This is a genomic window from Paenibacillus sp. FSL L8-0158, assembly GCF_038592965.1.
Classification (GTDB): domain Bacteria; phylum Bacillota; class Bacilli; order Paenibacillales; family Paenibacillaceae; genus Paenibacillus; species Paenibacillus polymyxa_D.
On sequence record NZ_CP151949.1, the window covers coordinates 210,339 to 225,010 of the forward strand.

Genomic DNA, 14,672 nt, shown 5'->3' on the forward strand with positions numbered 1-14,672 from the left:
CCCGGTTTTTTTAGTTTTTTTTCTAGTGTCTGTCCCGGGTTAATGTTATAATGTGATAAATAAAATGGAGTAAGTAGTGTCCAGATTTATTTGATGAGGGGGTAAGCTGACATGTCAAAACATCCGGTAGTCGTACGCTTGAAAACAGGACTGCACGCCAGACCTGCTGCGTTGTTCGTACAGGAAGCGAATAAATATTCATCCGAGATTTTTGTGGAAAAAGATGACAAAAAGGTTAATGCCAAGAGTATCATGGGTATTATGAGTCTTGCCATCAGTACAGGTACTGAAATCAATATTAGTGCTGAAGGTGCGGATGCCGAACAGGCTGTAAACGCTTTAGTAAGTCTGGTTAGTAAGGTAGAGCTGGAAAATCAATAAACAAAGAATTGCTTGTAATATAGTGTATGCTTAGTGAAAAGCCCCTTTGGGGCTTTTTTTATGTCCAGAATAAAGTCTTCGAACACTCCTCAGTCAACTGTTTTATGTGTAGATTTATTGGATATAGAGACCGTATTAAGTTCAAACTATAAATAATGAAAATCCTCGTGGTCATGCTCTGTTTCGGAAATTTGTACGCTTGGCTGCAACCTTTTTCCGTCTTTTCCGTCTGGAAGGTACAAACATTTACTAGAAAGAGGTTGAATTCAATGAGACTTTGGACAAAAACAGTAGCCACGGCAGTTCTCACAGGAGCCTTAATGGCAGGAGGAGTAGCAGGAGGATTATGGACAGGGGCAGATCGTGCTTATGCTGCGTCAACAGCTTCGACGGTAAACGGTGTTATTAATGTGACTGGAAGCGGGGAAGTATTGGCGAAGCCCGATATTGCTTATCTCTCTATTGGTGTACAATCGGAAGGGAATACGGCAGCCGCTGCTCAAAAAGCCAATGCTACAAAATTGAACAAGGTTACACAACTGCTGAAAGAAAAGTGGAGCATCAGTGCAGATGACATTCAGACCAGCCAGTTTTATGTACAGCCTAACTACACCTATAATGAAAAAGAAGGGCAGAAGCTCAAAGGCTATACTGCCAACCATACACTTTCCGTCAAATACCGCGATTTGGATAAAATAGGTCAGTTGTTGGATGAGGCGACCAAGTCCGGAGCCAATAACGTAGATAATATACGTTTTTCCGTGGAAGATCCTTCGACTTATGAAGAAGAAGCCATTACTAAAGCATTGGGAAGCGCACAATCTAAAGCCAGTGCCGTAGCTAAAGCAGCCAAACGCGGATTAGGTGCTCTTGTGAATGTGACGGTAGATGGCGGAGAAGCACAAGTCTTTACACAACGTGAAAATGCCATGTCAAAATCGCTCTTGGACGTAGCGGGTGGCGGGACAGAGATACAATCGGGGCAAGTAACAGTGAATGTTCAGGTGTCGGCTCAATACGAAATGAACTAATATAGATCATCAAACGAAGCCACAAGCGGCCTGCATCATGCGCAGGCTGGCTTGCTGGCTTTTTTTGGATACCGAAACCTTTTTGTAATGAGTCTGTCATAGCTAAGGGTTATTAGGTGTACAGATTGAAATCGGGGAGTGTACAGATTGTAAACTACGTACAATGGGGTATAGATATAATAAGAAAAGTGATTATCTACACATAGACAATACAGAAATAATAACAGGAGGAATACTTAATATGAGTAAGCATACGAAAAAATGGGGTTCAGCACTGCTGGCAGCAGGGATTTTAGCAGGAGTCGCAGCTGTTCCCGTTTCCTATATCCAGGCAGCATCGACCCAACAGCAGCAAACGGCAACACAGCAACCAGGAATCACCATCCAATGGAATGGTAAAACGTTGCCCGCTAAAGGTGTTCAAGTGAACGGGAGTACAATGATTCCGGTGGCCGCACTGCGTGACAGCTTGGGGATTCCGGTAAGCTATGATGCGAAAGCAACGACATATACCGTAGGTAGCGGGTACAATAGACTTTACATTATGGCTTCTTCCTCGGATGCCTACGTCAACGTCAATGGAATCAATACACGTAGTATGGATGCCAAACAGATCGCTGGGAAGCTATACATTCCTATGAGTCTGCTGAAAGATTATCTAGGCATAGATGCTCAATGGAACGCAGCTCAGAAAACAGTAACGCTGAGTAAAAGCCAGCTAAACCCGATCACAGTTGCGTCTCAAACACTACCAGCTTCGAGTAATGCGAAGGTATCCTACAAGATTAAGTATCCGCAAATCAGCGGCAGCCAGCTGAATCCTGAGGCAGAGCAGGCCATTAACCATGTGCTTAAAAAGCGTGCAGAGAGTATATTGGCAGCAGGCAAAAAGATAATGGCTGAGGGAGGGGCTACAACAGAAAGACCGTATGAGTTCGGAAATGATTTTGCGATTGCCTATAACAAAGATGGTATTCTGAGTGTGATTATGCAGGATTACTCGTATATGGGTGGCGCACATGGAATGACGGTACGTAAAGGATATACGTTCTCGCTCGCTGATGGTAAACTGCTGCAGTTGTCTGACGTATTGAAGGCGAATCCGAATTACAAAAAGTTCCTCAATGCTGATTTGAAGAAAAAAATCGATGCGCTTCAGGCTGGTGAAGGATTCGGCAAATTTAAAGAGCTGGCGGCAGATCAGAATTTTTATGTGACGAACAGTGGGGTAACAATCGTGTTTGATTTGTATGATTATGCACCATACGCGTATGGAATTCCAGAGTTTACCTACTCGTTCGGTCAACTGCTGCCTCAAGGCGGAAAGCCTTTTGCGGGACAGATTTAATAGTAGAAATGAGTAGGTTGGACTGTCTATACTCTAAGAAACAATAAAGCAAAAAAGCTGCCTACCGGATAATAACATCCGGAGCAGCTTTTTCATTTACCAGCTATCGAGAGGCAAATTTCTTCTCTTATACACCTTCTGGAGAGGAGCTAGTTAGCACTTTATCAATAATACCGTATTCTTTGGCATCATCAGCAGACATGAAGTAGTCACGGTCTGTATCTTTTTCAATACGTTCCAGTGGTTGGCCTGTGCGATCTGCGAGAATGCGGTTCAGTTTATCACGCATTTTCAGAATGCGGCGTGCGCGGATTTCGATATCCGTTGCCTGGCCTTGTGCACCACCCAGAGGTTGGTGAATCATAATTTCACTGTTTGGCAAAGCGAAACGTTTACCTTTGGCGCCTGCATTCAGCAAGAACGCGCCCATGGAAGCCGCCATACCTACACAAATCGTAGATACATCAGGTTTAATGTATTGCATCGTATCAAAAATGGCCATACCCGCTGTAATGGAACCGCCAGGACTGTTAATATACAAGTGAATATCTTTTTCAGGATCTTCGGCAGCCAAAAACAGCATTTGCGCAATTATAGAGTTGGCTACAACGTCATTGACGTCCGAGCCTAACAAAATAATGCGATCCTTTAACAGTCTGGAATAAATGTCATAGGCGCGTTCGCCGCGGTTACTTTGTTCTACTACCATAGGAACATAGCTCACGTCAAAAAACCTCCCTTAAATATCGTTAGTGGATTTTGGTGGACATGCCGATTACACGTCCCTTATTTATAAACTGTTACCGTATTAACCACATGATAAACAATTTCAAACAAAAAGTCAAAGAAAGTCAAACTAATGATTTTAAAAAAAGAGCCCTCAGCGCTCTTATTGGTTAAAACATTATATAGAAGCATTTAAGCGTTCATTTAAAATGGCGCGCCCGCGAGGAATCGAACCTCGATCTCAGGCTCCGGAGGCCTACGTCATATCCGTTGGACCACGGGCGCATAGTTGAATCAATGCAAACAACTAACTAATTAAACAGCTAATTGGAAACAAAGATGATTATATGATATACAGCAGTGAATTGCAAGCTTTTATTAAATGCGCATATTCAGACAAATGGTTGAGAAATATAGGTTCAGATAGACTTGCATGTAGAGCAAATATTGGTTAAGATATACGTGGGACTTAAAAAGTTATCCCGGGACGTTTTAAGACCAGTTAGAGATAGAGCATTAGAGACAGAACTTAGAAGTGTGCGGGAGTGGAAAGCATGCGAAAGATATTAGAAATACAGAAGCAGCTTCTGCCCGACCTCATGGATGTTTTGAAAAAAAGGTACACGATCCTGCATCAGATTATGCTGTCCGATGTTGTTGGACGCAGAACACTGGCAGCTTCACTGAACATGACCGAGCGCGTGTTGCGCGCCGAAACCGATCTTCTTAAAGCTCAGGGGTTAATTGAGATTGAGAGTGTAGGCATGAAGGTGAGCAAAGCAGGACTGGATCTGCTGGAACAGCTGGAGCCGATTGCGAACAACTTGTTCGGCCTGTCCCAATTGGAGGACCAGATTCGTCAAGCCTATGGTTTGAGGAAGGTGGTTGTCGTTCCAGGGGATTCGGATGTTTCTCCGTTAACAAAGCAGGAGCTGGGGCGCGCTGGAGCAAAAGCGTTGCTAAGTGTTATGGACGACGAGGATGTGGTCGCTGTAACAGGTGGCACGACGATTGCAGACGTGGCGGAACAACTGGCATTACCTTCTAATGGCCCCCTTAAGGGTGGGTGGTTTGTACCGGCACGCGGGGGTTTGGGAGAAAGCATGGAAATGCAGGCCAACACAATTGCTTCCACGATGGCTCGCAAGGTCGGCGCTCAATACCGTCTGCTCCATGTACCGGATTTGCTCAGCAATCATGCTTACAACTCCTTGCTTGAAGATACGAACATTCAGGATATATTGAGCCTGATTCGCGAGAGTCGTATCATCATTCACGGGATAGGCAACGCCATAGCGATGGCACATAGACGTAAACTTGATCCCGAAACCTTTGCTCAGATCAGCAGTGAAGGGGCGGTAGCCGAATCGTTTGGTTATTATTTTAACGAAGATGGCGTCGTTGTTCACAGAATGCTGACGCTTGGACTCCGATTGGAGGACATTAGGCGTACCGATACGGTTCTAGGTGTAGCTGGAGGCAAGAACAAGGCTGCCGCTATTCATGCGGTACTGCGTTTCGGACAAGAAGACATTCTAGTCACCGACGAAGGCGCTGCTGTTGAGATTGTAAGTCGTTATTTAAATGATTAATATAGGATTTATGAATCGTGTTGTCTTGACGGGCTTTCGGGTCTGTCTTGAATATATAAAACTAAACTAAACGAACTTTGGGAGGAACTCACTCATGACAGTTAAAGTTGGTATTAATGGTTTCGGACGTATTGGACGCCTTGCTTTCCGTCGGATTCAAAACGTGGAAGGTATTGAAGTAGTAGCAATCAATGACTTGACAGATTCCAAAATGTTGGCACATTTGTTGAAATATGATACAACACAAGGTACTTTCCAAGGAGAAGTAGAAGTACATGACGGCTTCTTCAAAGTAAACGGTAAAGAAGTTAAAGTTTTGGCTAACCGCAACCCTGAAGAACTGCCTTGGGGAGACCTGGGTGTAGACATCGTTCTGGAATGCACAGGTTTCTTCACAACCAAAGAAGCTGCTGAGAAACATTTGAAAGGCGGCGCTAAAAAAGTTGTTATCTCCGCTCCAGCTACTGGCGACATGAAAACTGTCGTTTATAACGTAAACCATGAAATTCTGGACGGTACTGAAACTGTAATCTCCGGTGCTTCTTGCACAACAAACTGCCTGGCTCCTATGGCTAAAACACTGCAAGACAAATTCGGTATCATCGAAGGTTTGATGACTACAATTCACGCTTACACTGGCGACCAAAACACTTTGGATGCTCCACATGCTAAAGGTGACTTCCGTCGTGCTCGCGCAGCAGCAGAAAACATCATTCCTAACACAACTGGTGCTGCAAAAGCCATCGGTCTGGTAATTCCTGAACTGAAAGGTAAACTGGATGGCGCGGCTCAACGTGTTCCAGTAGCAACTGGTTCCCTGACTGAGCTGGTAACAGTTCTGGAGAAAAACGTAACTGCTGAAGAAATCAACGCAGCGATGAAAGAAGCTTCCGATCCTGATACTTTTGGATACACTGAAGATCAAATCGTTTCTTCCGACATCAAAGGTATCACTTTCGGTTCTTTGTTTGATGCAACTCAAACTAAAGTTCTGACTGTTGGCGACAAACAACTGGTGAAAACTGTAGCTTGGTATGACAACGAAATGTCCTACACTGCACAATTGATCCGCACGTTGGAATACTTCGCAAAACTGGCTAAATAAGAACAGTCTTATTGAGCAATAACATAGAGCGGAAACAGGTTATTGTTTCCGCTCTTTATATATCAAAATGTGCCTTAAATTCCTGTTTCGTAAAATTATAAGGGTGCGGAGGAATATGGAGATGAACAAAAAGAGCGTACGTGATATAGAACTGAATGGAAAACGGGTGTTTGTTCGTGTAGATTTTAACGTTCCGGTTGAGGACGGTAAAATTACGGATGACAAGCGTATTCGTGAAACCTTGCCAACCATTAACTACCTGATTGAAAAAGGTGCAAAAGTTATTTTGGCGAGTCACTTTGGACGTCCAAAAGGTCAGGTTGTTGAATCCATGCGTCTGACTCCTGTTGGCGTACGTTTGTCTGAACTGCTGAAAAAGCCAGTAGTTAAAGTGGACGAAGCGGTAGGCGAAGCTGTTAAAGCGAAAGTGGCTGAACTGCAAAACGGCGACGTGCTGTTGCTTGAAAATGTACGTTTCTATGCAGGAGAAGAAAAGAATGATCCTGAGTTGGCGAAGCAATTTGCTGAATTGGCTGACGTTTTCGTGAATGACGCATTCGGCGCAGCACACCGTGCTCATGCTTCCACAGAAGGTATCGCTCATATTCTTCCGGCTGTTTCCGGCTTGCTGATGGAAAGAGAATTGTCTGTTATTGGTAAAGCTCTGTCGAATCCAGACCGTCCTTTTACAGCCATTATCGGCGGTTCCAAAGTAAAAGACAAAATCGACGTGATCGACAACCTGCTGAACATTGCAGATAACGTAATCATTGGTGGCGGTTTGACTTATACATTCTTCAAAGCTCAAGGTCATGAAGTGGGTCAATCTTTGCTGGATGAATCCAAACTGGACGTAGCTCTTGGTTTTATCGAAAAAGCGAAGAAACTCGGCAAAAACTTCTATCTTCCGGTTGATATTGTTGTATCTGACGATTTCAGCGCTACGGCGAACACAGACATTGTGGATATCGACGGCATTCCTGCAGCTTGGGAAGGCGTGGACATCGGACCGAAAACACGTAAAATTTATGCAGATGTGATCAAAAACTCCAAACTGGTTGTATGGAACGGACCAATGGGCGTATTTGAAATCGAGCCTTTCGCTGGTGGTACTCGTGAAGTAGCGGAAGCTTGCGCAACAACTGAAGCATACACCATCATTGGTGGCGGTGATTCTGCGGCTGCGGCTGAAAAATTCCACTTGGCTGACAAGATGGATCATATTTCTACTGGCGGCGGCGCATCTCTGGAATTTATGGAAGGCAAAGCACTTCCGGGTGTTGTTGCACTGAACGATAAATAATCAAACGCACTATGCGTGAATAAAGCTTTAGGGCACCTAATAGTTAGGAGTTGAAACCATTGAGAACACCGATTATCGCGGGTAACTGGAAGATGTTTAAAACCGTACCAGAAGCTAAAACTTTCATCGAAGAGATCAAAGGCAAAGCAGAGGTTGCAGGAGTGGAAAGCGTAATTTGCGCACCATTTACGAATCTTCCTGCTCTGGTTGAAGCAGTAAAAGGCACGTCTATTAAAATTGGCGCACAAAACCTGCACTTTGCAGAAGATGGCGCATTTACAGGTGAAATTAGCGGTGGAATGCTGAAAGACCTCGGCGTACACTACGTTGTGATCGGACACTCCGAACGTCGTGAATATTTTAATGAAACAGACGAAACGGTGAACAAAAAGGTTCATGCGGCATTCCGTCATGACCTGACTCCAATCGTATGTGTAGGAGAAAAGCTGGAAGATCGTGAAGCTGGACAAACCAAAGAGGTTGTAAAAGTGCAAACTGTAGCAGCTTTTGCTGGTTTGGCTAAGGATCAGGCTGCACAAGTAGTTGTTGCTTATGAGCCAATCTGGGCCATCGGAACAGGCAAATCCTCCACTTCGCAGGATGCGAATGAAGTGATTTCCTATATCCGCAGTCTGATTAAAGAGCTGTATGATGAAAATACAGCGAATGCTGTACGTATTCAGTATGGTGGCAGTGTAAAACCTGAAAATGTTACTGAGTACCTGGGTCAAAGCGATATCGACGGCGCGCTCGTGGGCGGTGCCAGTCTTCAACCGGCGTCGTACATCGCGCTTGTTGAGGGGGCGAAGTAAGATGACAGCACCAAAACCGGTAGCTTTAATTATTATGGACGGGTTCGGACTGCGTGACACCGTGGAAGGCAATGCGGTTGCACAGGCCAACAAACCGAATTACGACCGGTATTTACAACAGTATCCTCATACAACGCTGACGGCTTCTGGCGAAGCAGTAGGTTTGCCGGAAGGACAAATGGGTAACTCTGAAGTAGGTCACTTGAACATCGGCGCAGGCCGAATCGTATATCAAGACTTGACTCGTATTTCGAAGTCCATCCGTGAAGGTGAGTTCTACGACAATGAAACACTGGTTAAAGCAGTGCAACATGCCAAGAAGAACAACACGAAACTTCACCTGTACGGACTTCTGTCCGACGGCGGCGTGCATAGCCATATCAGCCATCTGTTCGCTATGCTGGACTTGGCGAAAAAAGAAGGCCTAACAGAAGTGTACATTCATGCTTTCATGGATGGACGCGACGTTATGCCAGACAGCGGCGTAGGCTTCATGCAGCAGCTGATCGCTAAAATTCAAGAAGTGGGCGTAGGTAAAATTGCGACTGTACAAGGACGCTATTATGCTATGGACCGCGACAAACGTTGGGAACGTGTAGAGAAATCTTACCGTGCAATCGTATACGGAGAAGGCCCACAATACACAGATCCAATGGAAGCATTGAAAGAATCGTATGAAAAATCAGTGTTCGACGAATTTGTGGAGCCAACTGTTATTGTGAAGGCTGACGGAAGTCCTGTAGGGCTGGTCGAAAGCAATGACTCTGTTATCTTCCTCAATTTCCGTCCTGACCGTGCGATTCAACTGTCTCAGGTATTTACAAACGCGGACTTCCGTGGTTTTGACCGTGGCCCGAAATGGCCTACAGGTTTGCACTTTGTTTGCCTGACGTTGTTCAGCGAAACGGTTGAAGGCTTTGTAGCTTACGAACCGAAAAACCTGGATAACACGTTTGGTGAAGTGTTGGTTCAAAACAACAAGAAGCAATTGCGTATTGCTGAGACTGAAAAATATCCGCACGTTACATTCTTTTTCAGTGGCGGACGTGATGTGGAGCTTCCTGGCGAAACTCGTATTTTGATCAATTCGCCTAAAGTGGCTACATATGACTTGCAGCCGGAAATGAGTGCGTATGAAGTAGCGGATGCTGCTGTTAAGGAAATCGAAGCCGACAAGCATGATGCGATTATCCTGAACTTTGCCAATCCGGATATGGTTGGACACTCCGGTATGCTGGAGCCAACAATTAAGGCGGTAGAGACGACGGATGAATGTGTTGGACGTGTTGTAGATGCGGTTAAAGCCAAAGGCGGCGTGGTTATTATCATTGCCGATCATGGTAATGCGGATATGGAAATTGATGAGCAGGGACGTCCGTTCACAGCTCACACAACGAATCCGGTTCCGTTCATTTTGACTGACGAGAATATCGTTTTGCGTGAGCATGGAATACTGGCTGACGTAGCTCCAACGCTTCTGGATTTGATGCAACTTCCGCAACCTGCGGAAATGACAGGAAAATCTATGATTGCATCCCGCAAGTAAGCTTGATTTAATAAGTATAGGCTTGACCAATAAATCATGATTCACAAAGGAGATTAAGTACAAATGACTATTATTTCTGACGTGTACGCTCGCGAAGTCCTCGACTCCCGTGGTAACCCTACGGTTGAAGTTGAAGTATATCTGGAATCCGGTGCTATCGGTAGTGCTATCGTTCCTTCCGGTGCCTCCACAGGCGCTCACGAAGCTGTAGAGCTTCGTGATAACGACAAATCCCGTTACCTGGGTAAAGGCGTTCTGCAAGCTGTTAAAAACGTGAACGAAATTATTGCTCCTGAAGTAATCGGCTTGGATGCTGTGAACCAAGTAGAAATCGACACGCTGATGATCAAATTGGATGGTACACATAACAAAGGTAAATTGGGTGCAAACGCAATTCTGGCTGTATCCATGGCTGTAGCTCGCGCTGCTGCTGAAGCTCTGGGCTTGCCACTGTACACTTACCTGGGCGGATTCAATGCTAAACAATTGCCAGTACCAATGATGAATATCGTTAACGGTGGCGCTCATGCCGACAATAACGTTGACGTACAAGAGTTCATGGTTCTGCCTGTAGGCGCTCCTACATTCAAAGAAGCTCTGCGTGTAGGCGCAGAAATCTTCCACAACCTGAAATCCGTACTGAACTCCAAAGGTTTGAACACAGCTGTTGGTGATGAAGGTGGTTTTGCTCCTAACTTCAAATCTAACGAAGAAGCTCTGTCCACTATTATCGAAGCGATCGAAAAAGCTGGTTACAAACCAGGCGTTGACGTATTCCTCGGTATGGACGTTGCCTCCACTGAGTTCTTCAAAGATGGAAAATACACTTTGGAAGGCGAAGGCAAATCCTTCACTTCTGCTGAGTTCGTTGACCTGCTTGCTTCTTGGGTTGATAAATACCCAATCATCACTATTGAAGATGGTTGCTCCGAAGATGACTGGGAAGGTTGGAAATTGCTCACTGAAAAATTGGGCAACAAAATCCAATTGGTTGGTGACGACCTGTTCGTAACAAACACAGAGCGTCTGGCTAAAGGTATCGATGAAAACATCGGTAACTCTATCCTGATCAAAGTAAACCAAATCGGTACGTTGACTGAAACATTCGATGCTATCGAATTGGCTAAACGTGCAGGATACACAGCTGTTATCTCTCACCGTTCCGGTGAATCCGAAGATAGCACAATCGCTGATATCGCTGTTGCAACAAATGCAGGCCAAATTAAAACAGGTGCTCCTTCCCGTACTGACCGTATTGCGAAGTACAACCAATTGCTCCGCATTGAGGATCAACTGGGTGAACTGGCTCAATACCACGGCCTGAAATCTTTCTACAACCTGAAAAAATAATATTGCGCAGAAATGCTGATGGTGTCTCTGACCCATGGTTCATGATCATGAAGTCTGAACGCTCAAAGCTTTTACGCATGAATAAAACAGGCCTACTCGCTACTGCGAGCAGGTCTGTTTTTTGTTATTATGGATGTGTGAGTAACTTGCTATAGCAGTTGTTATCTACTGGAAGCTGTGGTAGAATAAAAATAGTGTTTTGCGTTAATTTCCGGCTATTTATAACATGATATGTACATGTTTTCATAAAAGAGGCTGTGTTGTTTTGCAAAACAGATGTATAAGCTCAGGAGGTGGGATTTTTCATGGAAATCTTTTTGAAAGTGCTGCTCGTTGTGTTCTCGATTGCTGTTATTGCGGTTGTTTTACTGCAAAAGGGGAAAAGCGCAGGTTTGTCCGGTGCCATCTCTGGCGGTGCTGAGCATCTGTTCGGCAAGACAAAAGCTCGCGGTATGGATTTGATTTTACAACGCGCAACTGCTGTTTTGGGTGCGGGCTTTATGATCGTTTCTGTTTTAGTTGCATTTTTTGCAAAATAAGATAAATATGTACCTTAAGCCTTCGTTTCGCGGGAAACGGGGGCTTTTTTTAGATTTTGGACAGGCAGGGATGCCGTCGATTAAATTCGTGTATACTAGGGTATGTGTATACTAAGAGCCTTGTATCAGGAACAAGATACATGCGAATTTATTACTGAAAATTAAAGGTCACCCGAGGTGGACAATATTATGATAACAGAGCAACAACTACTTGATTTTATGCGCGAGACCGCATACAAGCCCATGACTTATCAGGAGCTGGAGCAGCACTTTGATATTAAGGATGCGGAGGATTTTCGAGAATTTCTCAAGTTCTTGAATGTCTTGGAGGAAGAGGGGAAAATCCTGCTGACCAGCACAAACCGTTATGGCGTGCCAGAACGGATGGATTTGCAGCGTGGGCGTTTGCAGGCTCATGCCAAGGGATTTGCTTTTCTGATTCCAGAGGACCGGGAGCACCCGGATGTATATATTCATGCCAACGACTTAAAGAGTGCGATGAATGGAGATACAGTACTGGTAAGAGTATCCTCGAAGGGACCTGCGGGCGGCCGATTAGAAGGTGAAGTAGTGCGGATCGTGAAGCGCGCGGTGCTTCAAGTAGTAGGCGTGTTTCAGAACCACGAAGCATATGGTTTCGTTTTGCCGGATGATAAGCGCATTAACCGGGATATTTTCATTCCAAAAACAAGCTTCAATGGAGCTGTAAACGGTCAAAAGGTCGTTGTACGAATTGTGAGCTATCCAGAAGGACGGGCAGCGGCAGAAGGCGAAGTGTTGGAAGTTTTGGGTCATAAGGACGATCCGGGCGTCGACATTTTGTCAGTTATTCGCAAGCATCAGCTTCCGGAAGCTTTTCCAGATGAAGTGACAGAGGAAGCGGAGAAGGCTCCCGACGCGATTACGGAAGAAGAGATTGTACGTCAGGGACGGCGCGATTTGCGTGATAAGATCATTGTTACCATTGATGGCGAGGATGCCAAAGATCTGGATGATGCTGTCAATGTAGAACGCTTGCCGAACGGAAACTACCGTCTGGGCGTTCATATTGCCGACGTAGGGTATTATGTGCGTGAGAACTCCAAGCTGGATCAGGAAGCATATAATCGCGGTTGTAGTGTGTATTTGGTAGACCGTGTCATTCCTATGCTTCCGCATCGACTTTCGAACGGAATATGTTCTTTGAATCCACAGGTGGATCGACTGACTTTATCCTGTGAGATGGAATTCAATGAGCATATGAAGGTTGTAAAGCATGATATTTTCACCAGTGTGATTAAAACGAAGGAACGAATGACGTACGCTAACGTTCGCAAAATCCTCGAAGAGGAAGATGCTGAACTGATGGAACGGTACAAGGATCTCGTTGATGTATTCGGCACGATGAAGGAATTGGCATTGAAGTTGCGTGCTAATCGAATGCGCCGAGGTGCAGTTGATTTTGATTTTGATGAAGCCAAAGTGATTGTGGATGATGAAGGCAAAGCTGTCGATATTGTGAAGAGGGATCGTACGATAGCTGAACAAATTATTGAAGAGTTTATGTTGGCGGCCAATGAAACGGTAGCCGAACATTTCCATTGGCTCAAAGTACCTTTCTTGTACCGGATTCATGAGGACCCAGATCCAGAGAAGCTGCAAAACTTTATGGCTTTCGCAGCTAATTTTGGGCATCAAATCAAAGGTAGAGGGAATTCTATTCATCCGCGTGCACTGCAAACGTTGTTGGAAGATATTCAGGGTACGAAGGAGCAAACGGTGCTTAGCACGATGATGCTGCGTTCGATGAAGCAGGCAAAGTATGATGCGGAGTCGACAGGTCATTTTGGACTAGCAGCGGAATATTACTCTCATTTTACATCGCCGATTCGTCGTTACCCTGACTTGGTGATTCACCGTGTCATTCGTGAGGTATTGGAGAATGGCGGGGCTTTAACACCCGAGCGTCAGGAATATTTGACTGCACGTATGCCTGATATTGCACAGCAGTCTTCCGAGCGTGAACGCGTGGCTGTGGATGCAGAGCGTGATACAGAGCAGATGAAAAAGGCTGAATACATGCTGGATAAGGTCGGCGAGGAATTCGAGGGAATAATCAGCAGTGTAACCAGCTTTGGGATGTTCATTGAGCTCGACAATACAGTGGAGGGCCTGACACGTCTGAGTGCGCTTACGGACGACTATTATCATTTTGACGAGCAGCATATGGCGTTGATTGGCGAACGCACCTCCAAAGTGTTCCGCATTGGGGATGAGGTTAAGGTTCGGGTCGCGCGTGTGAACATGGAAGATTACACAATTGATTTTGAACTTGTCGATATGAAGCAACGGCAACGCCGTGAACGGACGGGCGGTACAGGACAGGGCGGAGACTTTGCGCGTGGTGAGAGCCGTGGTAAAGGCAAAGGCCGAGAAGGGCGTGACCGCAAGAACGGCAAGGACAAGACTGGCAAAGAGCGTAAAGGCAGTCGTGATGTTACCGGGAAGCCAAAAGAAGCTGGCGCTGGTAACGGAGGGATTAGCACCGCAGGTCGTTCAGGGCGCGGCGGTGGAAACGGAGCAGGAGCTGGTTCAGCTAGCAGTTTCGGCTTTGGCAGTGGCAAGGGCGGGTATAACTCGCCAGCATCCGGGGCAAGCAAGAGACGGAAGAAGACGTCTGCCAGCGGTATTTTCATCGGCGGAGCAGCTACACCAGGAAGTGATGCCAGACCAAACGGTGAAGGCGCAGCACGACGCAAGCGGAAGAATAAGGGCGGAAGTGGCGGCAATAGCACCGCAGGCTTTGTGCGGAAAAAGAAGAAGTAGGAAGTTAACTTCCTTGCTAGAAGGCAGGAGTCTTCTTTCGTGGCAGGGTATGAAGCTGATCCTGCGACTTAGGTATAAAGCGGTTTCTGTCTGCAGTAACGGATAGAAGCCGCTTTGTTTTAAGTGTGATGTTA

Annotated in this window: 12 protein-coding genes and 1 tRNA gene; 11 read left to right on the top strand and 2 right to left on the bottom strand. The window is 45.6% G+C overall.

The genetic code is table 11. The annotated features are described in order from the left end of the window. Positions 1-111: 111 nt before the first annotated feature. The 3 genes from NSQ68_RS00930 (at position 112) to NSQ68_RS00940 (ending at position 2,760) form a co-directional block, all read left to right on the top strand. Positions 112-381, top strand: a complete 270-nt coding sequence (locus NSQ68_RS00930; protein WP_013308257.1) for an HPr family phosphocarrier protein — start codon at positions 112-114, stop codon at positions 379-381. A gap of 269 nt (positions 382-650) precedes the next feature. Next, positions 651-1,412 (top strand): SIMPL domain-containing protein, encoded by a 762-nt coding sequence (locus NSQ68_RS00935; protein WP_342427681.1) that lies wholly within the window; start codon positions 651-653, stop codon positions 1,410-1,412. A gap of 241 nt (positions 1,413-1,653) precedes the next feature. Next, entirely contained in the window at positions 1,654-2,760 is a 1,107-nt protein-coding gene (locus NSQ68_RS00940) for a DUF4163 domain-containing protein (RefSeq protein WP_342427682.1), read from the top strand. 127 nt (positions 2,761-2,887) lie between these two features. Here the strand turns inward: NSQ68_RS00940 and clpP are convergent, their stop codons facing one another. After that, entirely contained in the window at positions 2,888-3,484 is a 597-nt protein-coding gene (clpP, locus tag NSQ68_RS00945) for an ATP-dependent Clp endopeptidase proteolytic subunit ClpP (protein WP_013368815.1), read from the bottom strand. Between the two features lie 212 nt (positions 3,485-3,696). Then, a tRNA-Arg gene (locus NSQ68_RS00950) sits at positions 3,697-3,771 on the bottom strand. A gap of 269 nt (positions 3,772-4,040) precedes the next feature. Here NSQ68_RS00950 and NSQ68_RS00955 point away from each other — a divergent pair. The 8 genes from NSQ68_RS00955 (at position 4,041) to rnr (ending at position 14,538) form a co-directional block, all read left to right on the top strand. Continuing rightward, a complete protein-coding gene (locus tag NSQ68_RS00955) occupies positions 4,041-5,078 on the top strand; it encodes a sugar-binding domain-containing protein (protein WP_029518990.1) in 1,038 nt (345 codons plus the stop codon). A gap of 94 nt (positions 5,079-5,172) precedes the next feature. Beyond that, positions 5,173-6,183: a type I glyceraldehyde-3-phosphate dehydrogenase gene (gene gap, locus NSQ68_RS00960; RefSeq protein ID WP_013308262.1), complete on the top strand. Its 1,011-nt coding sequence runs from the start codon at positions 5,173-5,175 to the stop codon at positions 6,181-6,183. Between the two features lie 121 nt (positions 6,184-6,304). Beyond that, complete coding sequence (locus tag NSQ68_RS00965) at positions 6,305-7,486, top strand: phosphoglycerate kinase (RefSeq protein WP_307353703.1); 1,182 nt, start codon at positions 6,305-6,307, stop codon at positions 7,484-7,486. Between the two features lie 59 nt (positions 7,487-7,545). Then, complete coding sequence (tpiA, locus tag NSQ68_RS00970) at positions 7,546-8,298, top strand: triose-phosphate isomerase (RefSeq protein ID WP_307353704.1); 753 nt, start codon at positions 7,546-7,548, stop codon at positions 8,296-8,298. A gap of 1 nt (position 8,299) precedes the next feature. Beyond that, complete coding sequence (gene gpmI / locus NSQ68_RS00975) at positions 8,300-9,844, top strand: 2,3-bisphosphoglycerate-independent phosphoglycerate mutase (protein WP_307353706.1); 1,545 nt, start codon at positions 8,300-8,302, stop codon at positions 9,842-9,844. Positions 9,845-9,907: 63 nt separating this feature from the next. Then, positions 9,908-11,194 carry a phosphopyruvate hydratase gene (eno, locus tag NSQ68_RS00980; protein ID WP_013308266.1) on the top strand — a complete coding sequence of 429 codons (1,287 nt, stop codon included), beginning with the start codon at positions 9,908-9,910 and terminating at the stop codon, positions 11,192-11,194. Positions 11,195-11,499: 305 nt separating this feature from the next. Next, positions 11,500-11,733: a preprotein translocase subunit SecG gene (secG, locus tag NSQ68_RS00985; protein WP_013308268.1), complete on the top strand. Its 234-nt coding sequence runs from the start codon at positions 11,500-11,502 to the stop codon at positions 11,731-11,733. Between the two features lie 189 nt (positions 11,734-11,922). After that, a complete protein-coding gene (rnr, locus tag NSQ68_RS00990) occupies positions 11,923-14,538 on the top strand; it encodes a ribonuclease R (RefSeq protein ID WP_342427683.1) in 2,616 nt (871 codons plus the stop codon). The last annotated feature ends 134 nt before the right edge of the window (positions 14,539-14,672 follow it).

What these genes read in the sequence shown, in the direction of transcription:
- eno (WP_013308266.1), top strand. Translation starts at nt 9,908, where the DNA reads ATGACTATTATTTCTGACGTGTACGCTCGCGAAGTCCTCGACTCCCGT.
- gpmI (WP_307353706.1), top strand. Translation starts at nt 8,300, where the DNA reads ATGACAGCACCAAAACCGGTAGCTTTAATTATTATGGACGGGTTCGGA.
- NSQ68_RS00965 (WP_307353703.1), top strand. Translation starts at nt 6,305, where the DNA reads ATGAACAAAAAGAGCGTACGTGATATAGAACTGAATGGAAAACGGGTG.
- gap (WP_013308262.1), top strand. Translation starts at nt 5,173, where the DNA reads ATGACAGTTAAAGTTGGTATTAATGGTTTCGGACGTATTGGACGCCTT.
- rnr (WP_342427683.1), top strand. Translation starts at nt 11,923, where the DNA reads ATGATAACAGAGCAACAACTACTTGATTTTATGCGCGAGACCGCATAC.
- NSQ68_RS00940 (WP_342427682.1), top strand. Translation starts at nt 1,654, where the DNA reads ATGAGTAAGCATACGAAAAAATGGGGTTCAGCACTGCTGGCAGCAGGG.
- NSQ68_RS00930 (WP_013308257.1), top strand. Translation starts at nt 112, where the DNA reads ATGTCAAAACATCCGGTAGTCGTACGCTTGAAAACAGGACTGCACGCC.
- secG (WP_013308268.1), top strand. Translation starts at nt 11,500, where the DNA reads ATGGAAATCTTTTTGAAAGTGCTGCTCGTTGTGTTCTCGATTGCTGTT.
- NSQ68_RS00935 (WP_342427681.1), top strand. Translation starts at nt 651, where the DNA reads ATGAGACTTTGGACAAAAACAGTAGCCACGGCAGTTCTCACAGGAGCC.
- NSQ68_RS00955 (WP_029518990.1), top strand. Translation starts at nt 4,041, where the DNA reads ATGCGAAAGATATTAGAAATACAGAAGCAGCTTCTGCCCGACCTCATG.